Here is a 22,815-nt window from a genome sequence, read left to right as displayed (position 1 = left end):
GGTGTCGCATGGCGGAGACTTCTTCCTCCGTGAGCGAATTGTCGTCGCGCCCCGCGCAGCGAGAACGTCCGCCAGGTCCCAAAGGGGTTCCCGTCCTCGGCAATCTGTTCCAGTTCGGGCGCGACCAACTCGGCTATCTGACCGAGATCGCGCACACCTACGGCGACGTTGTCGGCTTCGACCTCGCTGGCTGGCCGACGGTGCTGTTGAACGATCCCGACGATATCGAGCAGGTGCTCGTCAAGAATCACCGCAGCTTCATCAAGAACAGGCTCATCTGGCGGCATGTCACCGCTGTCTTCGGCCAGGGCATCCTGACGGCGGAAGGCGAACAGTGGCAACGCAACCGCCGCCTTGCGGCGCCGGCCTTCGCCGGACAGCAACTGTTGGGCTACGGCGCGGACATGATTGCATTAACCAATCGGATGCTCGACGGCTGGCAGGACGGCGAATTGCGTGATGTGCATGTCGAGATGATGGGCCTGACCTTGGCCATCGCCGCCAAGACGCTGATGGATTCGGAGGTCGAGCAGGACATCGCCGACATGGACCATGCGGTCACCGACCTCACCGAGGAAATGGCCTCCCGCTTCAAGCGTCCCTTCGTTATCCCCGACTGGGTTCCGCTGCCGGGCCATGTTCGCTATCGCCGGGCAATCGCAACGGGCGAGCGCGTCATCGCCCGGATGATCGCGGAGCGCCGCGCCAACGGCTATGAGGGCCGCATAGATTTCCTGTCGCGCCTGATGGCCGCTCGCGACGAAAACGACTGCGGAATGTCCGACCGGCAGCTGCGCGACGAGACACTGACGCTTTTGCTGGCCGGGCATGAGACCACGGCGCTTGCGCTGTCATGGAGCTTCCACCTCATAGGCCAGAATCCCGAGGTGGACAGGCGGGTGGCTGCCGAAGTCCTTGAGGTCGTGGGCGACCGCCTCGCGACGGTTGAAGATCTGCCGAATCTCAAGTTCACCGAAAGCGTGATCCTGGAAGCGATGCGGCTTTATCCGCCCGCCTGGGCGATCGGCCGCGAGTCCCTCGAAGAATTTGAGGCGGCAGGCTACCGGTTTGGTCGCGGCACGACGGTCCTCATAAGCCCATGGGTGCTGCATAGGGACAGCCGTCATTTCGACCAACCGGAGACCTTTCTTCCAGACAGGTGGATGACCGGGCTCGCGCACAGCCTGCCGCGTTTCGCCTACATGCCCTTCGGCGGGGGTCCGCGCATCTGCATCGGCCAGCGCTTCGCCATGATCGAGGCGGTGCTCCTCCTTGCCACCATCGCGCAACGCTTCTCCATGGAATGGCAGCGCGACCGGAAGATCACGCCGTTTCCATCGATCACCCTGCGTCCCAAGGGCGGCGTCTGGGTCCGGTTATCCAAGCGAAGGCCAGCCGCACGCCCCCTGCTGCCGCGAACGCTATAGCGTGATGCGGTACTTGCCATATCCTCCCTCGCCTTCGCCCGCCTCTTCGATCTTCACGCCCTTGACGTCGGCCAGGAACTGCTTGGCCTTGGGGCCTGTCTCGAAGATCACCGATGCGCCTTCGACGGGCGCGAACGACCAGTTGGAGTCAGCCGACGGGTTGATCGTCTTCTGCTCGACGATGTAGCGCACGATGACGTCACGATTGGTGTCGGGCGCCTCGAAGATCACCTTTGAGGAGTTGATCTCCGGGAAATTGCCGCCACCCCCGGCGCGGTAGTTGTTCGTCGCGACGACGAATTTCTGAGCCGGGTCAATCGGTTTCCCGTCGAACATCAAGTCGGTGATACGGCTGGAACTGGCGTTGGCGACCGCGCCCTTCGGCTCGTATTTCGCCGGCTGCGACAGGTCCACCTTGTAGGTCACCCCGTCGATGACGTCGAAATTGTACGACGGAAAATCGGCGTTGATCAGCACCTGGTCGGCCTTGCCCGGCTCAACCTGGTTGAAGATGCCTGCCGACATCTCAAGCCACTCCTTCACCTGCGCGCCGGTGATCGCCACCGCCCGCACTGTGTTCGGGTAGAGATAGAGGTCGGCGACGTTCTTGATCGCGATGTCGCCCGCCGGCACGTCGGTGTAGTACTCCGGTCCGCCGCGCCCGCCCGACTTGAAGGGTGCAGCCGCGGAAAGCACCGGCAGATCCTTCCATTCGGTGTCCTTGAGCATGTCCTTGATGTACCAGGTCTGCGCCTGGCTCACGATCTGGACGGACGGATCGTCCGCCACCAGCGCGAAGTAAGAGTAGAGCGGCGCCGAAGTCTTGCCGACCGGGCGACGCACATAGGCAAGCGTGGCCTCGTGGTCGTCCTTCATGGTATCGACTACCTTCTGAACGTCGGCGACCAAAGCCTTGTTCTTGCTGTCGACGCGCTCGTAGATCGGCCGCGCCTCCGAAGTCGCCGACACCACCTTCCACTTGGAACCGTCGCGCTCGAGCAGCAGGTCGATCAGGCCCATATGCGAGCCCCAGAAGCCCGCCTGAACGGCCGGCTTGCCCTGTAGTGTGCCTGCCTTGGCGTCGACGCCCTCGAGATCGACGAAATCCTTAGGGCCGGGGAAGACCAGATGCTGGTGACCGGTGAACACCGCATCGATGCCTTCGACGCCGGCGAGGAAGAACGAGGCGTTCTCCATCATGTCGCCCTGCTTGATGTCGATGCCCGAGTGGGACAGCGCGATGACCACGTCGGCGCCCTCCTCCTTCATCTGCGGCACCCAGGCGCTGGCGGCCTGCACGATGTCGCGAGTGATCACGTTACCGGTGAGGTTCTTGGCGTCCCAAAGCATGATCTGCGGCGGCACGAAGCCGATGATGCCGATCCTGATCGGAAGGTCAGCGCCCGCCCCGTCCTTGATCGTCTTGTCGAGGATCACGTAGGGCTTCAGGTAGAGTTTGTCGTCGCGCGGATTGGCGGCGAGTTCGGTGCCGCGCACCAGATTGGCGCAGACGAACGGGAAGTTGGCGCCGGCCAGCACCTTGTCCATGAAGGACAGGCCATAGTTGAACTCGTGGTTGCCGAGTGTCGAGCATTCGTAGCCGAGCAGGTTCATGCCCTTCATGACCGGATGGACGTCGCCTTCCTTCATGCCCTTCTCGTAGGCGATGTAGTCGCCCATCGGGTTGCCCTGCAGGAAGTCGCCGTTGTCGACCAGCATGGCATTCGTGGCTTCCTTGCGAACCGCGTCGATCAGCGAGGCCGTGCGGGACAGTCCCATCGTATCGTTCGGCTTGTCGGCATAGTAGTCGTAGGGCAGGACGTTCACATGGATATCGGTCGTCTCCATGATCCTGAGATGCGCCTGGTTCGCCTGGGCGCGCGCGGAGAATGGATGGAGCATGACGAAAGCTGTGGCGGCTCCTCCCGCCATGAACGACCGCCGCGTAACGGCGGAATTGAATGGGAACAACTTGCCTTCCTCCAGGATTGCGAAATTGGAGTGTTGCGCCCTGTCTTAGCCGTGTCCAGCAGGGACCGGTAAAAACTTCGCCGACGAAGAAAACGCCCAGTCATCAGGCCAGTGTTGCGGGGAGAAAAATTCAGCCCGCGACCTCGGATGCCAGCCGATCGACACGATCCACCGCAGCCCCGATCGATCTGGGCTTCCGCGCCGCCCTAATCGGGGACGGTGGCGGTTATTTTGATGGAGCTGTACCAGGCGGACAGATCGGCGATCTGCGCGTCAGTCAGGTCCTTGGCCACCACCGACATCATCTCGTTCTCGCGCTTGCCGGAACGGAACGCCTTCAACTGCATCTGCAGATACATCTCGCTCTCGCCGGCCAGATGTGGGGCCACCGGCAGCTTGGCGATACCGTCGATTCCGTGGCAGGTCCGGCACCGTGCGGCGGCAAGGTCCTTGCCGGCGGACGGGTCGGCCGCCATCGCCGGCGCCGCCGCAACGAGCGACGCGAAAATGCCGACGCCGAGACAGGCGCAGGAAAAACGCCTCATTGGCTTGTCCTCAATTGAAACAGGTTAGAGGGCGCGGCGACCGCCGCGCCCTGGGGAGACATGTCAGTCGCCGTAGGAAATACGGTAGATCGCGCCCGCCAGATCGTCTGACACCAGGATAGAGCCGTCGCGCAGTTGGGCTATGTCGACCGGGCGACCAAGATATTCGCCGTTCTCGTCAAGCCAGCCTTCCGCGAACACTTCGGTGGCTCCCGCGGTCCCGTCCTCGTTCACCGGCGTGAACATGACGCGTGCGCCGACCGGGGTGGTGCGGTTCCACGATCCGTGCTGCGCCGAGAAGACGCCGTCCCGGTATTTTTCGGGGAACTGCTTGCCCGTGTAGAACTTCATGCCGAGGTCGGCGGCATGCGGCGCCATCTCGACGGCGGGCTGGACGGTATCGGCCGGCGGCTCGCTGTCCTTGTACTCGTTGGTGCGGACCGTGCCGCCGCCGTACCATGGGAAGCCGAAATGCTGGCCGGCGGCCGTCTGCCGGTTCAGTTCCCCGGGAGGCGTGTCGTCGCCGAGGCCATCGACCTGGTTGTCGGTGAACCACAGATCTCCGTTGCGCGGATTGAAGTCCATGCCAACCGAGTTGCGCACGCCGCGCGTGAACACCTCCCGCCCATTGCCATCGATGCCGACGCGAATGATGCCGCCGATGCCGGCCTGTTCGTATACGTCCGCCTTTTCCGGCGCGTAGACGTTGAACGGCTGCCCGAGCGTTATGTAGAGTTTGCCATCCGGCCCGATGCGGCACACGCGCGCCGTGTGATTGTAGCTCTCTTCGTCGGCCGGGATCAGCTTGCCCTGGGCGAGGACATTGAAGGCCGCCACGTCCGGGCTTTCATAGAAGAACTCGGCCGCGGGAAAGGTGAGCACGCGGTTCTGCTCGGCGATGTAGAGAAAGCCGTCAGGCGAGAAGCATGGTCCGTTCGGTATAGCCATTGCCAGCGACGGCGCGAAATCCTTCACCTCGTCGGCGACGCGATCCTTGTTGCGGTCGGTCACAGCCCAGACCTTGGTCTTTCTCGTTCCAACGAACGTGACAATGCCCTGCGGACCGACCGCCATGTGGCGGGCGTCGGGAACGATCGCGTAGAGGCTGATCTTGAACCCCTCCGGCAGCTTGATGCGTTCAAGATTTTTCTTGATCGCGTCGGCATTCGGACCGGTCTGCTCGACGACCGTGAATTCGGTCGTCCCCGTGGTCTTGAACTGGCTGAGTTTTTCGAGATTTCCGGCGTCCTGCGCAGACACCAGCGCGGTCGATGCAGATAACAACGTGACAGAAAGCAAGGCACGAAAGATCATCTCTTCCTCCCAGAAACCGTCTTTGGTCACCATTTGCAGTTACTTTGTCGCACAGCGCAGGAACTTGGCGCAACCCTCCGCATGATTTGGCAGGACATGGCGCAGGTGTCCCCGAGTGAACCAGGAACTCTTCTCGACCGGCAGCCGGTTTGCGTGCCTTGGTGGCCCATCCGGCGGTGAGCCGACACCATACCGCTCAGACCGCGCCCCTCAAGCCATCTCGGGCTTGAGCCCCAGCGCCGTCCGGTCGATGATCTCGCGAAGCGCAAAGCTGGAGTTGATCTTCGTCACGTGCGGCATGGCCGACAGCCACTCCTTGTGGATGCGCTCGTAGTCGGCGAGGTCTTTCGCGGCGATCCTGAGGATGTAGTCGTATTCGCCCGACATCAGGTGACAGGAGAGGATGTTCGGGCATCGTTTCACTGCCGCTTCGAAATCGGACAGCGTCTTTTCGAACTGGCCCGACAGCGAGATGTGTACGATCGCCGTCATCTGGTGCCCGAGCGCCGCGTTGGAGAGCCGCGCATGATAGCCTCGGATCACGCCGGTCTTTTCAAGAGTGTCCAGCCGCCGGGAGCACGCGGACTGAGAGAGCCCAACCTTCTCCGCCAGGCTCGCATTGGAGATGCGACCGTCCTTCTGCAGCACATCGAGAATGGCGATATCGATCCTGTCTACGGCCACTTTCCGCGATTCCTTCGAATTGCGCCGCCCACTACGCAAGAAAGTATCGGCGGTTTGGAAGCGGCGCAACCAACTTCGCAAGGACCTTCGGTGCGTCCTGTGGTTGAATATTTGCCCGCAGGGAACAAGGCCCGAAGATGGCCGGAAGAGGAGATCGTCGAATGCGTGTCGGCTGCCCGAAAGAGATCAAGAATCACGAGTACAGGGTGGGGCTGACGCCCGGCTCCGTCCGCGAATACGTCGCTCATGGCCATGAAGTTCTGGTGGAGACCGGCGCCGGCGCCGGCATCGGAGCCGACGACAATGCCTATCGCGCCGCCGGCGCTGCGATCGCAAAGACCGCCGAGGACGTCTTCGTCCGCAGCGACATGATCGTGAAGGTCAAGGAGCCGCAGCCCGGCGAATGGGCGCAGCTCCGCGAGAACCAGATCCTCTACACTTTTCTGCATCTGGCGCCGGATCCGGAACAGACCAAGGGTCTGGTTGAGTCAGGCGTCACCGCTGTCGCCTACGAGACTGTCACCGATGAGCGCGGCGGTCTCCCACTGCTCGCGCCGATGTCCGAAGTTGCCGGCCGCCTGTCCATCCAGGCCGGCGCGACTGCGCTTCAGAAGCCGAATGGCGGGCGCGGCGTGCTGCTCGGCGGCGTGCCTGGCGTCATGCCCGGCAAGGTGGCGGTCATCGGCGGCGGCGTCGTTGGCCTGCATGCCGCCAGGATGGCGGCCGGCCTGGGCGCCGACGTAACGATCATCGATCGCTCGATCCCGCGCCTTCGCCAGCTCGACGACATCTTCAACGGCCGCGTCCACACTCGCTACTCCACCGTCGAGGCGCTCGAGGAAGAGTGCTTTTCGTCCGACATTGTCGTCGGCGCCGTGCTGATCCCCGGAGCGGCGGCTCCGAAGCTGGTCACCCGCGAGATGCTGACAGGCATGAAGAAGGGGGCGGTGCTGGTCGATGTGGCGATCGACCAGGGCGGCTGCTTCGAGACCTCCCACCCCACCACGCACGCCGACCCGACCTACGAGGTCGACGGCATCATCCATTATTGTGTGGCCAACATGCCGGGTGCGGTTCCCGTCACCTCGGCGCATGCGCTCAACAACGCGACGCTGCACTATGGTCTGCAGCTCGCCGACAAGGGCCTGAAGGCGCTGGTGGACGATCAGCATCTGCGCAACGGCCTCAACGTGCATCGGGGCAAGATCACCAATCGGGCCGTCGCCGAAGCACTGGGCTATGAGATGGCCGAACCGAAAGCCGTTCTCGCCGCCTGATCGCGGTTCGTTTGCGGCCAGCCAAATTGGCCCGTCGCAAGGTCGGCGGGCTGCTTTCCTATGCGCAGAAACAAAAAAGCGGGGCAAAAACCCCGCTTCCTCGCTCACCGATCAGTATCCCCGCCGGTTCATCCATGGTCGACGACATCGATCGATAGGGCATCTCTAGGACGCTATGGTTAACAAACTATGACTGCCCGCACCGCGCCCACGGTGCGCTCGTGAGGCAGCGCATTTACAGGCGCGGCATGCGCTCTCCGGGATAAGCCTGACACGACCTGCCCTTCGGGCGAGAAGGCCACGATTGCGAGACGCCATCGATTGCGCGCATAAAGAGCATTCATCGATCGATACAACGCGAGGCTGTCCATGCTTCCGTCCACGATTGTAGCCGGCTCCCATCTGCCCACGCGTGTTAGGAACGAGCTGGACTGGCCACTGCCGATCGCACGGGGCGCAAGGCAGATGCGGGCGAAGCGCGTCCAGGAATGGCTGACCATCGCCGGCTTTTCACTGAACATCGATTCGGACTTCGGCGCTGCTACCGAGCAGCGCGTGAAGGACTTTCAGTCAAACAGGGGTCTGCCGGCCACGGGTCAGGTGGACGCACGCACGCACGAACAACTCGTCGATCCCCTCGTAAAGGCCATCGCGCCGATCAACGCAGGCAACAGGACACTAGCCGATCTCATTCTCAGCTACGCCGTGCAACACGTTGCACAGCATCCCGTCGAAGCCGGCGGCGACAATTGTGGGCCTTGGGTAAGGGCGTATATGGGACAGGACGGGCCTGACTGGCGCTGGTGTTCCGGCTTCGTTTGCTTCGCGCTTGAACAGGCAGCGCGGACATTGGGCGTCCGACAGCCCATCCCCTCCTCCGCGAGCTGCGACACCATGAGCGCCAACGCGCGCAACGCCGGGCTCTATCACCGGGAGGGAACGGTTCGTCCCTCCCAGATCCTACCCGGCAGCTTCTTTCTTGTCCGGCGCACCAACAACGACTGGACCCACATCGGCGTCGTATCGGATGCCGGCGCGGACACCATGCGCACGGTGGAAGGCAACACCGACAGTGGCGGCTCCGATAACGGCTTCGAGGCCAGTGAGCGTGTCCGCAACTACGCGAAGAAGGACTTCATCATCTGGTAGCCGGGGTCGATTCGATGCGGCACTGGAAGCAGTTGTTGCGCGCGGAGCGCATGTGGACATAGGCGATGTCGTCGCGTTCGAGCAGGTTCGCCGCATAGGCAAGGATTTCCGCGGTAGGCGTAACCCTGCCTGTACCGTAGACGATGCGGTCTTCCGAGTTGTAGCCGCGCAGGATGTAGTCTTTCGATTTGCCGAAGAGTTCGGGCAACGCATCCGTTTCCGGCGCACGCGCGCACGGTTCGGCATGCAGGAAGATCGGCCCGGTCTCGGCATAGGGCTGGAGCCTGGGGAACGGCCGATAGGCGAGCACAAGGTAAGGCTCGCCGGCCTCCACGTTCCTCAGGCAGTGCCGACATGGCACACCGTCACCATCCGAGATCTTCCGCTCCGGGGTAGCGCCGTAGGCATCGGCCGCGCCGCCCTGCAGAGAGCGGACCTCGTTGGTGGGCAGCGCAACAAAGCGAATGGACATTGGGGACTCCCGGTTTCGTATGGTGGGAAGATTGCCCGTCCATCGATTGACGAGACACCCGAAACCCGCCTGGCCGCGTCTGCTCCAACGGCCTCGCGACGCCGCTCTGACAGCCCCGAAACACAATTCCTTCAAATTTTAATCGAATTTGTCTCCACTTTTATTATTATTCGATTTCAATTTTATTCTTATCCGCTGTAGTTTTTACTCAAAAACATCTTCAGGACTTTGCCTCGAATAAATTCGACTGTGCCATTGTGCTCTCAAACGGGGAGACTGCAATGGCAAAGAAGAAGGGGACGCTGCTGCTGGCGATGCTCGTCGCACAGCTGGGAGCCTGGGGCTCCGTGGCCCACGCCAACGGAAACTTCATGAACACCGCCGGGCGCGCGACGCAGCCGGTCGGCCACTATTACCTCTGCCAGTCGAGCCCGGAGGAATGCGCACAGAAGACCCCGCGCGCCAAGCCGGTGACGCTGACCCGCGCCCTCTGGTCCGAGATCGTCGACGTCAACAATTCGGTCAACGCCCGCGTGGAACCGAAGACCGACATGGAGATTTGGGGCAGCGAAGAGGTCTGGTCCTACCCTGACGACGTTGGCGACTGCGAGGACTATGTGCTGGAGAAGCGTCGGCTGCTGATGAATGCGGGCGTCCCCGCCGGCAACCTCCTCATCACCGTGGTGCGCCAACAGAATGGTGACGGTCACGCGGTTCTCACCGTCAACACCGATCGCGGCGATTACGTCCTCGACAACCTGGACGGCCGCGTCCTGGCCTGGACCGACACCCCCTACACCTATCTCAAGCGCCAGTCGTCGAAACACTCCGGAGCCTGGGTCTCGATCAACGACGGCCGCGCGGTGGCTGTCGGTTCCGTCCGCTAGACCGATTTGGGAATCCCCGGTCGAGTCCCCACCTCCCCGTCCCCATCGACCGGGTTTAGGAGCCGGCCCACGTCCCCGGGCCGGCTCCGCTTTGTTTTCGCGGGCCGCTTCTGCGCGTCGCGCCGCCCGACAGTGCCCGTCCGGCTCACATGCGGTCCGGCCTGCTGATCCGAACCATCTGCGGCAGGACAGGACGGGCGGAAGCTACATGCCGCAATCTGACGGAGCGGCCGTCATCACTTCCGCATAGCGCCCTTGCGCCGTAGTCACCCGAGCACAGGTCCGGCTGTTCGCATTCCACCAGAAGGCGGTGAGCCCCTGCGTCCGCGCAGACGTGTAGCCGCGCGATTGCAGCGCGGTCTCTCCGCCGGCCGCACGCGCCCCGACGAGGTCCGCGATGTCGGCGGGTGGACCGCTCACGGGCGCTGCGGCAGGTACGGCTGCAACCGGATGCCCCGCCGTCGTCGACGGACTGTCGGACTGGCACGCCGCCAGCGCAGCAAGACAGATGATCATAAAAGGAAACTGAAAACGCATGTGGCAACTCCAGAAAAATTGGAACCCACTACCCGTTTTCCTCAATATCCCTTGAGTAATATCGTGTCGAGTTGACTTCTTCTCAGAGAGGTCCAATCGCCAAACCATGGCTGCACCGAACAAATCCCCCAGCCGTCAGATCAAGCAGCTCCCTAGACGAACAGATCGACCTTCTCGAACTTCGTCACATCGACGATGCCTACATCCGAGATCCTGAGCTCCGGGATGACCACCAGCGCCAACAGCGAGTGCTGCATGTAGGCGTTGTTGAGGTCGCAGCCCATCTTCCGCATCGCCTCGGTCAGCCTGGCGGCCTTCTCGGCCACGATCTCGGCGCGCTCGTCCGACATCAGCCCGGCGATCGGCATTTCGACGAGCGCGAGTTCCTCGCCCTTCGAGATCAGCACCGCACCGCCGCCCACCTCGCCCAGCCGCTTCACGGCAAGCGCCATGTCCTCCTTGTTGGTGCCGACCACGATGATGTGATGCGAATCATGGGCGACCGACGTCGCCATGGCGCAGTCCTGCATGTAGCCGAAGCCTGAAACGAAGCCATTGGTGACGTTGCCCGTCCCGCGGTGACGCTCGACCAGCGCGATCTGGCAGACATCCTTGGCGCGATCCATGCCGACCAGCCCGTCGACCACCGGGAGGTCGGCCTCGAGCGCCCGTGTCGGCGCCTGGTTCTCGATGACGCCGATCACGCGCGCCCGCACCGAATTTGCGCCTTCCGGCGCAGCGATGTCGAAGTCCGCCGCCGAGAGGGCCTTGCCCAGGCGAACGGTGTTCTTGGCGCTGGCCGGATAGTCGTAGGGCGGTATCTCGACCGCCAGGTTGCCCTGTTCCGCGAGCAGGGCGCCGCGGCCGTAGACCTGGTCGATGACCAGCCCCGGCAGGTCGGACACGATCAGGAAGTCTGCCAGCCGACCCGGCGCTATGGAGCCCAGTTCCCGCTCAAGCCGGAAATGCTGCGCTGTGTTCAGCGTCGCCATCTGGATCGCGGTGATCGGCTTCAGGCCCTGCGCGATGGCATGGCGCACGACGCGGTCCATGTGCCCGTCATTCACCAGCGTGCCGGAATGGCTGTCGTCCGTGCAAAGGATGAAGTTGCGCGGGTCGACGCCCTGTTCGGTCACCGCCTTGATCTGCGCCTCGACGTCGTACCAGGCCGAACCCAGCCGCAGCATCGCCTTCATGCCCTGGCGCACGCGCGCGATCGCGTCTTCCGCGCGCGTGCCTTCATGGTCGTCCTCGGGTCCGCCGGCCACATAGCCATGGAACATTTTTCCCAGATCGGGCGAGGCATAGTGGCCGCCGACCGTCTTGCCGGCCTTCACGGTCTCGGCGATCTCGGCCACCATCTTGCGGTCGTTGGCCGCGACGCCCGGAAAGTTCATCACTTCGCCGAGACCGACGATGTTCTCCCAGGTCATCGCCTCGGCGACGTCCCGCTCGTCGAGGGTGGCGCCCGGGGTCTCCAGACCGGGCGCGGAGGGCACGCAGGAAGGCATCTGGACGAGCACGTTGACCGGCGCCGCCACAGCCTCGTCGTGCATCAGCCGCACCCCTTCGAGCCCGAGCACGTTGGCGATCTCGTGCGGGTCGATGAACATCGTCGTCGTGCCGTGCGGGATCACCGCCCGGCAAAACTCCGTCACCGTCACCATGCCGCTCTCGACATGCATGTGGCCGTCGCACAGGCCGGGCACGAGATAGCGGCCTTCGGCGTCCACCACCTCCGTCGCCTCGCCGATGCAGTGGCTGGCGTCCGGCCCGCAATAGGCGAAACGACCGGCGACGATGGCGATGTCGGTGCCGGCGATGATCTCGCCGGAATGCACGTTCACCCAGCGCCCATTGCGCACCACCAGTTCGGCAGGCTTGCGTCCCGTCGCCACGTCGACGAGCAGGGGCGCCACCGCGGTCCAGGGCTCAGGCTTCTTGAATGAGGGCGGCGTGCGGTCCATCGACGGAATCTCCTTTCGGCGAAGTCTAGCCACGTCCCCGCCTGCTTGGCCAGTTGGAAGCGCAACGATCCGCCATTCGCCACGGCTTAGACATGCGTTCTAATCCATTTGTCTGATGCCGCAGGCTTGAGCTTGACATGTCGGACGGCCTTCCATTCGATGGCCGTCATCGACCGCGTACAGGCGACTGAAGGAAGCCGACGCCGGGATCCGGCGAACAATGGATGCGCGGAGTGAATTGCAATAGGGAGGAACTATGAAAACGATTCTTGCCGCTGTCTCAGCACTCGCCCTTGTCGCCATCGGATCGACTTCCGCGCAGGCACAAACCTATCCTGACCGCACCATCACGGTGGTCGTCCCCTTCTCCGCAGGCGGTCCGACCGACACCGTGACCCGCCTCGTCGCCGAATCGATGTCCAAGGATCTCGGCCAGCAGATCGTGGTGGAGAACGTCGGCGGCGCGGGCGGCACGCTCGGCGCGGGCCGCGTCGCCTCCGCCGAGGCTGACGGCTACACGCTGCTGCTCCACCACATCGGCATGGCGACCAGCGCGACGCTTTACAGAAAACTTGCCTATGACACGCTGAACGCCTTCGAATATGTCGGCCTAGTCACCGAAGTGCCGATGACGATCGTCGCCCGCAAGGACCTCGAGCCGACCGACCTCAAGGGTCTGGTCGAATACGCCAAGGCCAACAAGGACACCGTCACCGTCGCCAATGCCGGCATCGGTGCGGCCTCGCATCTGTGCGGCATGCTGTTCATGAGCGCCATCGGCACGCCGCTGGTGACCGTCCCCTACAAGGGCACGGGCCCGGCCATGACCGACCTGCTCGGCGGCCAGGTCGACATCATGTGCGATCAGACCACCAATACGACCAAGCAGATCCAGGGCGGCACCATCAAGGCCTATGCCGTCACCACGCCGAAGCGTCTCGACGTGCTGCCCGACGTCCCGACCACCGACGAGGCCGGGCTGTCCGGCATGCAGGTCGGCATCTGGCACGGCCTCTACGCGCCGAAGGGCACGCCCGCCGAAGTCACGGACCGGCTTTCCAAGGCGCTGCAGGTGGCGCTCAAGGATCCGAACGTCGTCGCGCGCTTCGCCGAACTCGGCACCGCACCGTCTTCGGACGCCGACGCGACACCTGCTGCACTGAAGGCGAAGCTGGAGAGCGAAATCGCGCGCTGGAAGCCGATCATCGAGGCAGCCGGCCAGTACGCCGACTAAGCGCGGTTCTGACCCGAGGGACGGCGCTGCGAACTGCTGCGCTGTCCTTACTGCTCAACACAGGGGCGCGTCCTGCGCCCCTTGCAATTGGTGGCGGCTGCCGGGAAACGCCCCTTCGCCAAGGGCAAAGAAGGCGGCAGCATCTGCCGGGGAGGTCGCGCGGCGAGTTGAACGACGGCATGATCGTGCCAGTTGACGTCGTCGTACGGCAGGTTGGAACTCCTTTGCGGAGGACGCCATGAAGCCATTATCCTTTGATCCCGCCAATGCGCTGTGCGGGGCGCTGTTCATCGCTTGCGGCCTCTTCTTCGGCCTGCAGTCGCTTGGTCTCGAGATCGGCACCGCGTTCCGCATGGGGCCAGGCTACTTCCCGCTCGTGCTCTCCGGCATACTGGTCCTGCTGGGTATCGTCGTCCTCGTCCAGGCGACACGCGTGGCGGGCGAGCCGATCGGCGCCCTCGCCTGGCGCGGCGCGCTCTTCATACTGCCGGCCCCGATCTTCTTCGGCCTCACCGTACGCGGGCTGGGCTTCGTGCCGGCGCTGTTTTTAACCTGCCTCATCGCCGCCTTCGCCAGCCATCGCATGAAGGTTCCGGCGGCGCTCGCGCTCGCCGCGGGGGTGACGCTGTTTTCGGTGGTGGTCTTCAGCTACGCGCTGGGCCTGCCCTTCCAGCGCTTCGGCCCCTGGCTGCATTTCTGAGGAGAACCCCATGGAACTCTTCAGCAATCTCGCGCTCGGGTTCTCGACCGCGTCGACGATCTGGAACCTCGGCTTCTGCCTGATCGGCGTCCTCCTCGGCACCCTCATCGGCGTGCTCCCGGGCATCGGCGCCACCGCAACAATCGCCATGCTGCTGCCCATTACCTTCCAGATCGGCGACCCGGTGTCGTCGCTGATCATGCTGTCGGGCATCTACTACGGCGCACAATACGGCGGCTCGACGACCGCCATCCTGATCAACATGCCCGGCGAATCCTCTTCCGCCGTCACCGCGATCGACGGCTATCAGATGGCCCGCAAGGGCCGCGCAGGCGCTGCCCTCGCCATCGCCGCCATTGGCTCCTTCTTCGCCGGCACCGTGTCGACCTTCCTGGTCGCCATTTTCGCCCCGCCGTTGACTGTGATCGCGCTGAAATTCGGCGCGGCAGAGTATTTTTCGCTGATGATCGTCGGCCTCGTCTCGGCTATTGCGCTGGCCCACGGCTCCGTGATCAAGGCGCTCGCCATGGTCGTGCTCGGCCTGCTGCTGGGGCTGGTCGGCACCGACGTCATCTCGGGCGCCCCGCGCTTCACGCTCGGCATCCGCGAATATGCCGACGGCCTGAACTTCGTGGCCGTAGCGGTGGGCGTCTTCGGCATCGCCGAGATCCTGCGCAACCTGGAGAACGAGCGGACGCGCGAGGTGCTGATGGCCAAGGTTTCCGGCCTGATGCCGACGCGCGAGGATTTCCGCACGATGGCTGCACCGATACTGCGTGGCACGGCGATCGGCTCGGCCCTCGGCATCCTGCCCGGAGGCGGCGCCATTCTCGCCTCCTTCGCCTCCTACACGGTCGAGAAGCGCGTCTCGAAGACGCCGGAGGAGTTCGGCAAGGGCGCTGTCGCCGGCGTCGCCGGCCCGGAATCGGCCAACAATGCGGGCGCGCAGACCTCCTTCATCCCGATGCTGACGCTCGGCATCCCCGCCAATCCGGTGATGGCGCTGATGATCGGCGCGATGATCATCCAGGGCATCGTGCCGGGCCCGAACGTCGCCACCGAGCAGCCCGCGCTGTTCTGGGGCATCATCGCCTCGATGTGGATCGGCAACCTGATGCTGGTGGTCCTGAACCTTCCGCTGGTCGGCCTTTGGGTGAAACTGCTGCGGGTGCCCTACTATGTGCTGTTCCCGATCATCATGGCGTTCTGCTCGATCGGCGTCTACAGCGTGAACTCGAATGCCTACGACCTCTATGCGGTCGCCTTCTTCGGACTGCTCGGCTACGTGCTGGCCAAGCTCCGCTGCGAGCCGGCGCCTCTGCTCCTCGGCTTCGTCCTCGGCCCGCTGCTGGAGGAAAACCTGCGCCGCGCCATGATCTTGTCACGCGGCGACCCGACGACCTTCCTCACGCGTCCGATCAGCGCCGTGCTGCTGGCGATCGCGGTGATCGTGCTGGTCGTGGTGCTGCTGCCCGCCGTGCGCAAGAAGCGCGACGAGGTCTTCGTCGAAGACTGATTTCGTCCAGCCGACGACGGTCAGAGGCCGACCGAACGCATCACCGAGACGAGAAGGCGGAAGAACTGGTCTAGGTAGACGCCCTGATTGTAGAGGCCGTCCCAGATGATGAAGAAGGCGATCGCAACGATCACGATGACGTAGCGCATTGTGTTCCCCGCTTCCCCGTGCCGGCGGCGCGAGGATGTTCCTGGCCCGAGCCTGCGTCGCGGGCTCCGCATCGGCCACTGCCTGCCCGGCGGCGGGCTGGCCCGGCGATGACGATCCGCTGTGCAGGATAGCGGGCAAGTGTAACCACCGCGTTCACGCGCATGGAGGCCGCCCCACCCCTCACATCCGTATGGAATCGGCGCGAGCCTGCGGAAATTGGGGTCAGGTTGACCACGGCTTCCGCGTGTGGGAAATGCGCCAGACGTGTGGGAAACGGTGCCAATTCCCACAGCTGAGCCAGCGGGCGTGGCGAAACTGGTAAACGCACAAGACTTAAAATCTTGCGTCCTCAGTGACTTACGGGTTCGATCCCCGTCGCCCGCACCAGCTGTCTCCAAACAGGAGAGCATCGCAGTCGACTTCTGTTGAGCGCCTCAACATGCTCCCTGCCTCGATGCGAGATTGCGTACCGGCACAACGTATACAGCAGATCTTCGAAGAGTTCGGATCGGGTGAGCTTTTGCGTCGGACAGCAATCCCGCAGCGATCCAAAATGCGGGGCCGTAAAGCCCGCAGCGGGCCATGGCTATGGCCTTTCGCGCTTCGGCGCTTCCCTCATTGTCACGAAATGATAATATCCTGATTGAACTTGCGGGCGGCGGGCATTCTTCCAGGGAGGAAACAATGGCGTCTCGCAACATGACAGCCCTGCTCGCAATGCTGGCCGTGGCCGGTTGGCAGAACCGCGATCGACTTGGCGAATTGCTTGGCAGCATCACCGGCCAATCCGCTGGCGGCCAGGCGGGAGGCACACGTCCGGGAGCTGGAGTCGCATCGGCTGGCGCCGGCGGTCTTGGTGGGTTGCTCGGCGAACTTTTCGGGGGCTCTCCAGGAGCAAAGCAGACGGATGTGTCAGGCGGACTGGGCGAATTGATCGACAACTTCAGCGGCAGCGGGCATGGCGATGTTGCCGACTCATGGGTTCAGCCCGGACCAAACAAGGACGTGGAAGAACCCCAACTCGCCGAAGCGCTCGGGAGCGACACCATAGACCAACTCGCCAGCCAGACAGGGCTTTCGCGAGAGGAACTGCTCGCGCGCCTGAAGAGTGTTCTGCCCGAGGCCGTCGACAAGATGACCCCGAACGGTCGCCTGCCGACCCGGGAGGAGACGTCGCCGTGGTAATCGGAGCCTGAAGCCAGCGGATTCGCACTCGCAAAATACGGGAAGCTCTGGATGGACATCCTTTGGACGATCCTCATCGGATTGGCAGCCGGCATAGTCGCCAAGTATCTCCTCTTTCGTTCAAGGACCGAGCCCAGCGATTTTGTAATGACCGCGATTCTGGGGATTGTCGGCGCCATAGTCGCCACTTTCCTCGGTCGCGCGCTCGGCTGGTATGGTCCCGGTCAGCAGGCGGGCTTCGTTGGCGCTGTTGTGGGAGCTGTCATCGTCTTGCTGGTTTGGGGGTATGTCGTTCGCAGGCGCGACACTGCCCCGGCGACGCGTGACCCGAACCGGCCGACGCCACCCACCTGAACTCGCGATCACGCCGACCACCAGGCGCTGTCAGTCGCAATATGCAGTGGATCGCGGTTGGCTGACCGCCACTTTGTCAGCCTGTGATTGACTTTTCGTCGTGCATTCCCAGCGGAGCAAGTCGCGAAGGGCCTAAGCTGCCGTCGACCTTCGCCGGGCTTGCAGGGTCCGTTTAGCCCCGGTATCTCACCAAGCACCACCGGAGCGCTCCCATGTCAGACGTCGTCACCGCCGCCATGATCGTCATCGGCGACGAGATCTTGTCGGGCCGCACGCAGGACCGGAACATCGGCCACCTGGCCGCCGTCATGACGGCCGTGGGCATAGATCTCAAGGAGGTGCGTATCGTTGCCGACGAGGAAGACGACATCGTCGCCGCGGTGAACGCGCTGCGCGCCCGTTACACCTACGTCTTCACGACGGGCGGCATCGGCCCGACGCATGACGACATCACCGCCGACTCGATCGCCAAGGCGTTCGGCGTGCCCTGCGACTACGACGCGAAGGCCTATGCGATGCTTGCCGAGAGCTACGCGAAGCGCGGCATGGAATTCACCGAGGCGAGGAAGCGCATGGCGCGCCTGCCGGTGGGCTCTGAGCACATCGACAATCCGGTCTCGGTCGCGCCCGGTTTCCGCATCGGCAACGTCCACTGCATGGCGGGGGTGCCGGCCGTGTTCCAGGCGATGCTGGACAATGTCGTTCCTACGCTGCGCACGGGCGCAAAGCTGTTGTCGGCCGCCGTCCATTGCCCGTTCGGCGAGGGCGTCATCGGCGGCCCGCTGGCCGAGGTCCAGAAGCGTTATCCGGATACGATCATCGGATCCTACCCAAAATTCGCAGATGGAACGTTCTGGACGGAGCTGGTTGTCCGCGCCCGTTCGCAGGACGCGCTGGACGCCGCCCGGATCGAAGTCGAGGCTATGGTGAACGGGCTGGCCGAGCAGCGCTGAGGCCTGGTCCGCAACGGAACCCGTGACGGCCGCTCGCTGTTTATGGCACAATAGAGCGCCGTTGAGGGAGCTGTCATGACCTACAGAACTTTTCTCGTCATCATCCAGAACGAAGACGATGTTGACCGCGTGCTGCAGTTCGCGATCCCGCTCGTGGAGCAGACGAAAGGGCACCTGATCGGCTTGCATACCGAGGCGATCCCGATTGCCTATTCCAGCCCGGTCGGTTTTCCCGAGGCCGAATTCATGCAGGCGACGAGCGAGGTGAACGCCGAGCGCGCGGCAAAGCTGGAAGAGGTATTCAGGGGCAAGGTCGGGCCGCTGGGCATCTCGCACGACTGGCGCAGCCTGGAGAGTTTTTCCGGCGACAGCGGCGTCTCCGGCCTGTCCAGCGCACGTTCCGTCGACCTGGTCGTCGTCGCGCAGCCCTCCCCCCATGCACAGACCCCCGCCGCCGACGTCGAGACCCTGATCTTTGACAGCGGGCGGCCAGTCCTGATCGCGCCGTTCTCCGGGCCGCTCACCACCACCTTCAAGCGCGTTCTTGTCGCCTGGAACGCGAGTCGCGAGGCATCCCGGGCGGCGTTCGACGCACTGCCCTTCATTCTCGCCGCTGAGCACACCGAGGTGCTCGTCGTCGACGCAGAGGATAATCCTGCCCGCCCTGCCGACAGGGCCGGCGAAGGCATCGCCGCGACGCTGCGCCGGCACGGCGCCAATGTGTCCGTGGCCCGACTGGAGTCAGGGCGCCGCGGCATAGACGAGGTCATCGTGCAGCGCGTCGCGGAGCGGGCGATCGATCTCGTCGTGCTCGGCGCCTATAGCCATTCCCGCCTGCGCGAGTTCCTGTTTGGCGGCGTCACCCGCACCGTCCTGAAGTCGATGGCGGTGGCGACATTCATGTCGCGCTGACCGGCGACATCGAAACGTTGGGAGAAGGCGGCGTCGGGACTTGCCAAGCTCCGCCCTTTCCCGCTAATTCCGGCTGCATTCCTCGACCGTCCGGCGCGTCACGCGCCCTCTGGAGTGCATCGCATGTCTCTCCCCGAAAAAGCCTTCCCAGTCTCCTGGGATCAGTTCCACCGTGATGCGCGCGCGCTGGCCTGGCGTCTCGCCGGCGCTCAGGGAAATGGCGGGTGGAAGGCGATCGTCTGCATCACCCGTGGCGGCCTGGTGCCGGCGGCGATCATTTCGCGCGAGCTCGGCATCCGGTTGATCGAAACGGTCTGCGTCGCATCCTATCACGAATATACCGAACAGGGTCAGTTGGCCGTCCTCAAGGAGGTCTCGCCTGCCCTCCTCGAGGATGACGGCGAAGGTGTCCTGATCGTCGACGACCTGACCGACACCGGCAAGACCGCAGCCATCGTGCGCGCCATGATGCCGAAGGCGCACTTCGCCACCGTCTACGCCAAGCCCAAGGGACGACCGCTGGTTGACACCTTCGTGACCGAGGTCTCGCAGGACACCTGGATCTACTTCCCCTGGGACCTCGGCTTCACCTACCAGAAGCCGATCGCCGACGATCATCGGGGATGAACCGGACGCCTGGCTGACAGGACAAGGCCGGGCAGTTCGCGGGAACATTCCGGATTTTCGTGGGGAAATGCGAGCGTTTTTGCCCGAAACGCCCACCCGCTTACTGTTTATTAATATTGATTACACACAATTAACCCCTAAACTCGTAAGTCGGCAAACGACTCGGGCATGGGGAGCCCACCGTTTCGATGTTGATGAATCGCTCCGACAACGATCAACTTGTCGATCGCATGCGACGGTTGTTCGGAGAGGCGCCCTGCCGCCTTCAGGTGGCGGCGCTGCCATGGCGCAGGAACGGTGACGCCGTCGAGGTGATGTTGATCACCAGCCGGGACACTGGCCGGTGGGTGTTGCCGAAGGGATGGCCGGCGGACGATGAGCCGCTGAACGACGCCGCCGCGCGGGAAGCTCACGAGGAGGCTGGACTGAAGGGCGCGGTCGCGGTTCGCGAGGCGGGCCGCTACTTCTACGCCAAGGCGCTGGCGTCGGGCGAGGATGTTGCCTGCGAGGTCCGCGTCTTTCCGCTCAAGGTGAAGCACGTCTTCGACAAATGGAAAGAATCGCGCCAGCGAACCCGCAAATGGATGTTCGGCGATGAAGCCGCCGCGGCGGTACACGAGCAGGATCTCGGCGCGCTGATAGCGGATTTTTGCGAGTCAGCCAGACGCTCTGCGGCATAGAGCGAGCCCGGATCGGGACCCGTCCGCGTCATGCGACGCGAGAGCGTCGCAGGTCGATCACCACGGTGTTCCGTCCGCCATTCTTGGCAGCATAGAGGCTTCGGTCGGCTTCGCGCATCAACTCGAGCGCGCCGACCCCGCACCTATGCGCGGCAAGCCCGATCGACACCGACAGAGCAAACCCCGGCGCGTTCAGCTTGAGCCCGGCCAGTTCGACGTCCCTGCGCAACGCCTCGGCGATCGCAGCGGCTTCGTCGTGCGTAGCACCCTTGAGGAACAGGCCGAACTCCTCTCCGCCGAGCCGGGCGCAGAGATCGCCGGGCCTGGCGGCAGCGCGGATGCAGTCGGCCAGCAGGACGATCACCTGGTCGCCCACCTCGTGCCCGAAACGGTCGTTCAGCGTCTTGAAATGGTCGGCGTCGACATAGGCGAAAACGCCGGCCGACCGGCGCCGCCCATGTTCGTGCAGGCAGACGCCCAGTCGGTCGAGGAACGTTTGTCTATTGAGCAGGTCGGTCATCTGGTCTGTGGCGCTGAGATGCGCCAGGCGGGCGTTCAGCGTGGACATGGCGATGTGTTGGTGGATGATGAATGCGAGCGCCGGGATGCCGACAACGGCGGTGATAATGGCCGAGATCACCAGTTCAAAGCGCAGCCTCTCATAGCCGGCGTCCCAATAGTAGAAGGTGACGATGGCCTCCACGCCGAGCAGGACCAGCCCGAAAAGGGCGATCGACCGCCACACCTCCGGGCGCTCAAGATACCTCAGCATTGTTCTTCCGCCTGATGACCGAAGCCTGTGTAGGCTGGTCCCTTTAACGTTTCGTTAGAAATAGTCGAGCGGCACGGGCGACCCGATGGTCACGCTCCCCAATGTGTTTACGCGCCGTACCGCTCCGTACGGATGTCGCCGGCGTCGATTCCCGCGGCGAGCGCGCCATCGGCGGCGCGCTCGCAGAACGCATTTGAGCCGCAGATGTAAGCGCGGCGCGGCGGCCCCGGCAGCCGTCGCGTGACTTCCAGGATCATGTCCGGATCGATGCGCCGCGAGAACGCGCCGGGCGGCGGCGATGCTTCGCGGGTAAGCGTCAGCTGAAGCTCGAACCCGTCGTCGCGTGCGGCCAATCCAGACAGTTCCTCGCGAAACAGGACGTCCGCCTTCGTCCGCGCCGAGAAGAGCAGCGCCATCGGCGTCGTCGCCCCCTCGCCTGCGCGATGCCGCAGCATCGACAGCAACGGGACCACGCCCGCCCCGCCTGCGATCAGCAGGACCGGGCCGCCGTCCGCCACGGTCCATACAAAATGGCCGCCGATCGGGCCGCCGATTTCGATCTCGTCTCCGACCTCCGCGACGTCGTGGAAGAAGGGTGACACCTCTCCGTCATCCAGGCGCTCGATGGCGAGTTCTATCCGGCTGCGCGCACCCGGTGCAGATGCGATCGAATAGCTGCGCTGCGCGCGATAGCCGTCTGGTGCGGTGAGCCGGACGACCACGTGCTGACCGGCCAGGAAGTCGAACGGCTCGGGCAGGTCAAAGAAGAAACTCGACACGGTCTTCGAGCGCGGCACGATGCCGGCGATCCTCGCCTGCTGCCAGCGCACGCGCCTAGCCTTCGCCGCCGCGGTCAGTCATCTGTGTAGCGTTGCTCGCGCCACGGATCGCCACAGCGATGATATCCACGCAACTCCCAAAAGCCCAACTCGTCCTTCTCGGTGAACTGTAGGCCGGTGATCCACTTGGCCGACTTCCAGAAATAGAGATGCGGCACCAGGAGCCGCGCCGGACCGCCATGGTCCGGGGGGATCGCCTTGCCTTCGTAGCGCAGGGCCACCATCGCCCTGCCCCCGACGAGATCGACCGTCGGCACGTTGGTCGTGTAGCCGTCAGCCGAATGCGCGAGGGTGAACCCCGTCGGCGCCTCGATGCCGGCTTCGGCCAGCACGTCGTCGATCAGAACCCCTTCCCAGGCCGTGTCGAACTTCGACCAGGTCGTCACGCAATGGATGTCGCGGGTCATCCTGGTCTGCGGCAGAGCGTTGAACTCTGCCCAGTTCCACTGCATGAGCAGCCTGGGCCCTGCTTTGAGCTTGAAGCTCCACTCCTCGGTCTTCACGCGCGGCGTAGGTCCCGCCGACAGCACTGGAAAGCCTTGTTCCAGAAACTGCCCGGGCGGCAATCGGTCCTTGGTCGTGTCGTCGCTGTTGCGCCGTCCCAGGAAGCCGCGTGTCGCCATCTCGCACCTCTTCGCCGTTCACGCCGAGGATAGCGGGGGC

General features: G+C 63.9%; 24 protein-coding genes and 1 tRNA gene. 14 read left to right on the top strand and 11 right to left on the bottom strand.

Going from position 1 to position 22,815, the window contains the following annotated elements:
- Positions 1 to 8 precede the first annotated feature (8 nt).
- On the top strand, positions 9 to 1,427 hold the full coding sequence (locus PD284_RS13210; protein WP_274628652.1) for a cytochrome P450: 1,419 nt from the start codon (positions 9 to 11) through the stop codon (positions 1,425 to 1,427).
- Here the strand turns inward: PD284_RS13210 and PD284_RS13205 are convergent.
- The 4 genes from PD284_RS13205 to PD284_RS13190 form a co-directional block, all read right to left on the bottom strand.
- Positions 1,422 to 3,359, bottom strand: a complete 1,938-nt coding sequence (locus PD284_RS13205) for a bifunctional 2',3'-cyclic-nucleotide 2'-phosphodiesterase/3'-nucleotidase (RefSeq protein ID WP_274630629.1) — start codon at positions 3,357 to 3,359, stop codon at positions 1,422 to 1,424. The genes PD284_RS13210 and PD284_RS13205 overlap by 6 nt on opposite strands.
- A 245-nt stretch (positions 3,360 to 3,604) precedes the next feature.
- Positions 3,605 to 3,943, bottom strand: a complete 339-nt coding sequence (locus tag PD284_RS13200) for a c-type cytochrome (RefSeq protein WP_274628651.1) — start codon at positions 3,941 to 3,943, stop codon at positions 3,605 to 3,607.
- Positions 3,944 to 4,006: 63 nt separating this feature from the next.
- Complete coding sequence (locus PD284_RS13195; RefSeq protein ID WP_274628650.1) at positions 4,007 to 5,257, bottom strand: PQQ-dependent sugar dehydrogenase; 1,251 nt, start codon at positions 5,255 to 5,257, stop codon at positions 4,007 to 4,009.
- 210 nt (positions 5,258 to 5,467) lie between these two features.
- Positions 5,468 to 5,941, bottom strand: a complete 474-nt coding sequence (locus tag PD284_RS13190; RefSeq protein WP_274628649.1) for an Lrp/AsnC family transcriptional regulator — start codon at positions 5,939 to 5,941, stop codon at positions 5,468 to 5,470.
- 161 nt (positions 5,942 to 6,102) lie between these two features.
- Between PD284_RS13190 and ald the strand changes: the two genes are divergently transcribed.
- Both ald and PD284_RS13180 read left to right on the top strand, forming a co-directional pair.
- Positions 6,103 to 7,218 (top strand): alanine dehydrogenase, encoded by a 1,116-nt coding sequence (gene ald / locus PD284_RS13185; protein ID WP_274628648.1) that lies wholly within the window; start codon positions 6,103 to 6,105, stop codon positions 7,216 to 7,218.
- Between the two features lie 369 nt (positions 7,219 to 7,587).
- The gene (locus tag PD284_RS13180) at positions 7,588 to 8,367 is read left to right on the top strand and encodes a peptidoglycan-binding domain-containing protein (RefSeq protein ID WP_274628647.1); all 780 of its coding nucleotides are present in this window, start codon (positions 7,588 to 7,590) and stop codon (positions 8,365 to 8,367) included.
- On the opposite strand, the gene PD284_RS13175 is transcribed toward PD284_RS13180, so the two are convergent.
- Complete coding sequence (locus PD284_RS13175) at positions 8,357 to 8,839, bottom strand: DUF1203 domain-containing protein (protein ID WP_274628646.1); 483 nt, start codon at positions 8,837 to 8,839, stop codon at positions 8,357 to 8,359. The two genes, PD284_RS13180 and PD284_RS13175, sit on opposite strands and share 11 nt — an antisense overlap.
- Positions 8,840 to 9,120: 281 nt before the next feature.
- On the opposite strand from PD284_RS13175, the gene PD284_RS13170 reads away from it, so the two are divergent.
- Positions 9,121 to 9,726 (top strand): transglutaminase-like cysteine peptidase, encoded by a 606-nt coding sequence (locus PD284_RS13170; protein ID WP_274628645.1) that lies wholly within the window; start codon positions 9,121 to 9,123, stop codon positions 9,724 to 9,726.
- Between the two features lie 204 nt (positions 9,727 to 9,930).
- On the opposite strand, the gene PD284_RS13165 is transcribed toward PD284_RS13170, so the two are convergent.
- Entirely contained in the window at positions 9,931 to 10,263 is a 333-nt protein-coding gene (locus tag PD284_RS13165) for a hypothetical protein (protein WP_274628644.1), read from the bottom strand.
- 152 nt (positions 10,264 to 10,415) lie between these two features.
- Complete coding sequence (gene ade / locus PD284_RS13160) at positions 10,416 to 12,230, bottom strand: adenine deaminase (RefSeq protein ID WP_274628643.1); 1,815 nt, start codon at positions 12,228 to 12,230, stop codon at positions 10,416 to 10,418.
- Between the two features lie 256 nt (positions 12,231 to 12,486).
- Between ade and PD284_RS13155 the strand changes: the two genes are divergently transcribed.
- From PD284_RS13155 to PD284_RS13145, 3 genes are all read left to right on the top strand, one after another.
- Positions 12,487 to 13,464 (top strand): tripartite tricarboxylate transporter substrate-binding protein, encoded by a 978-nt coding sequence (locus tag PD284_RS13155; protein WP_274628642.1) that lies wholly within the window; start codon positions 12,487 to 12,489, stop codon positions 13,462 to 13,464.
- 238 nt (positions 13,465 to 13,702) lie between these two features.
- Positions 13,703 to 14,164, top strand: coding sequence for a tripartite tricarboxylate transporter TctB family protein (locus PD284_RS13150; protein ID WP_274628641.1), 462 nt, complete (start codon positions 13,703 to 13,705; stop codon positions 14,162 to 14,164).
- A gap of 10 nt (positions 14,165 to 14,174) precedes the next feature.
- Positions 14,175 to 15,680, top strand: coding sequence for a tripartite tricarboxylate transporter permease (locus PD284_RS13145; RefSeq protein ID WP_274628640.1), 1,506 nt, complete (start codon positions 14,175 to 14,177; stop codon positions 15,678 to 15,680).
- Between the two features lie 20 nt (positions 15,681 to 15,700).
- On the opposite strand, the gene PD284_RS13140 is transcribed toward PD284_RS13145, so the two are convergent.
- Positions 15,701 to 15,829, bottom strand: a complete 129-nt coding sequence (locus tag PD284_RS13140) for a hypothetical protein (protein WP_274628639.1) — start codon at positions 15,827 to 15,829, stop codon at positions 15,701 to 15,703.
- Positions 15,830 to 16,130: 301 nt separating this feature from the next.
- Here PD284_RS13140 and PD284_RS13135 point away from each other — a divergent pair.
- From PD284_RS13135 to PD284_RS13105, 7 genes are all read left to right on the top strand, one after another.
- Positions 16,131 to 16,217 (top strand) — tRNA-Leu (locus tag PD284_RS13135).
- Positions 16,218 to 16,412: 195 nt separating this feature from the next.
- Complete coding sequence (locus PD284_RS13130) at positions 16,413 to 17,015, top strand: YidB family protein (protein ID WP_338036652.1); 603 nt, start codon at positions 16,413 to 16,415, stop codon at positions 17,013 to 17,015.
- A 51-nt stretch (positions 17,016 to 17,066) separates the two neighbouring features.
- Entirely contained in the window at positions 17,067 to 17,369 is a 303-nt protein-coding gene (locus tag PD284_RS13125) for a GlsB/YeaQ/YmgE family stress response membrane protein (protein ID WP_274628638.1), read from the top strand.
- Positions 17,370 to 17,581: 212 nt separating this feature from the next.
- On the top strand, positions 17,582 to 18,322 hold the full coding sequence (locus PD284_RS13120; protein ID WP_274628637.1) for a competence/damage-inducible protein A: 741 nt from the start codon (positions 17,582 to 17,584) through the stop codon (positions 18,320 to 18,322).
- Between the two features lie 75 nt (positions 18,323 to 18,397).
- Positions 18,398 to 19,234 carry a universal stress protein gene (locus tag PD284_RS13115; RefSeq protein ID WP_274628636.1) on the top strand — a complete coding sequence of 279 codons (837 nt, stop codon included), beginning with the start codon at positions 18,398 to 18,400 and terminating at the stop codon, positions 19,232 to 19,234.
- A gap of 123 nt (positions 19,235 to 19,357) precedes the next feature.
- The gene (gpt, locus tag PD284_RS13110) at positions 19,358 to 19,861 is read left to right on the top strand and encodes a xanthine phosphoribosyltransferase (RefSeq protein WP_274628635.1); all 504 of its coding nucleotides are present in this window, start codon (positions 19,358 to 19,360) and stop codon (positions 19,859 to 19,861) included.
- Positions 19,862 to 20,049: 188 nt separating this feature from the next.
- Positions 20,050 to 20,541, top strand: coding sequence for an NUDIX hydrolase (locus PD284_RS13105; protein ID WP_274628634.1), 492 nt, complete (start codon positions 20,050 to 20,052; stop codon positions 20,539 to 20,541).
- A 28-nt stretch (positions 20,542 to 20,569) separates the two neighbouring features.
- On the opposite strand, the gene PD284_RS13100 is transcribed toward PD284_RS13105, so the two are convergent.
- The 3 genes from PD284_RS13100 to PD284_RS13090 all read right to left on the bottom strand — a co-directional run bounded on the left by PD284_RS13100 (position 20,570) and on the right by PD284_RS13090 (position 22,775).
- Positions 20,570 to 21,313, bottom strand: coding sequence for a GGDEF domain-containing protein (locus PD284_RS13100; protein ID WP_274628633.1), 744 nt, complete (start codon positions 21,311 to 21,313; stop codon positions 20,570 to 20,572).
- A gap of 107 nt (positions 21,314 to 21,420) precedes the next feature.
- Positions 21,421 to 22,143 (bottom strand): ferredoxin reductase, encoded by a 723-nt coding sequence (locus PD284_RS13095; RefSeq protein WP_274628632.1) that lies wholly within the window; start codon positions 22,141 to 22,143, stop codon positions 21,421 to 21,423.
- A gap of 23 nt (positions 22,144 to 22,166) precedes the next feature.
- Positions 22,167 to 22,775 (bottom strand): sulfite oxidase-like oxidoreductase, encoded by a 609-nt coding sequence (locus PD284_RS13090; protein ID WP_274628631.1) that lies wholly within the window; start codon positions 22,773 to 22,775, stop codon positions 22,167 to 22,169.
- Positions 22,776 to 22,815: the final 40 nt, after the last annotated feature.

Source organism: Mesorhizobium shangrilense (assembly GCF_028826155.1).
Classification (GTDB): Bacteria; Pseudomonadota; Alphaproteobacteria; order Rhizobiales; family Rhizobiaceae; genus Arvimicrobium; species Arvimicrobium flavum.
Note: the sequence above shows the minus strand (reverse complement) of the source record. Positions and strands in the feature narration are given on the sequence as shown.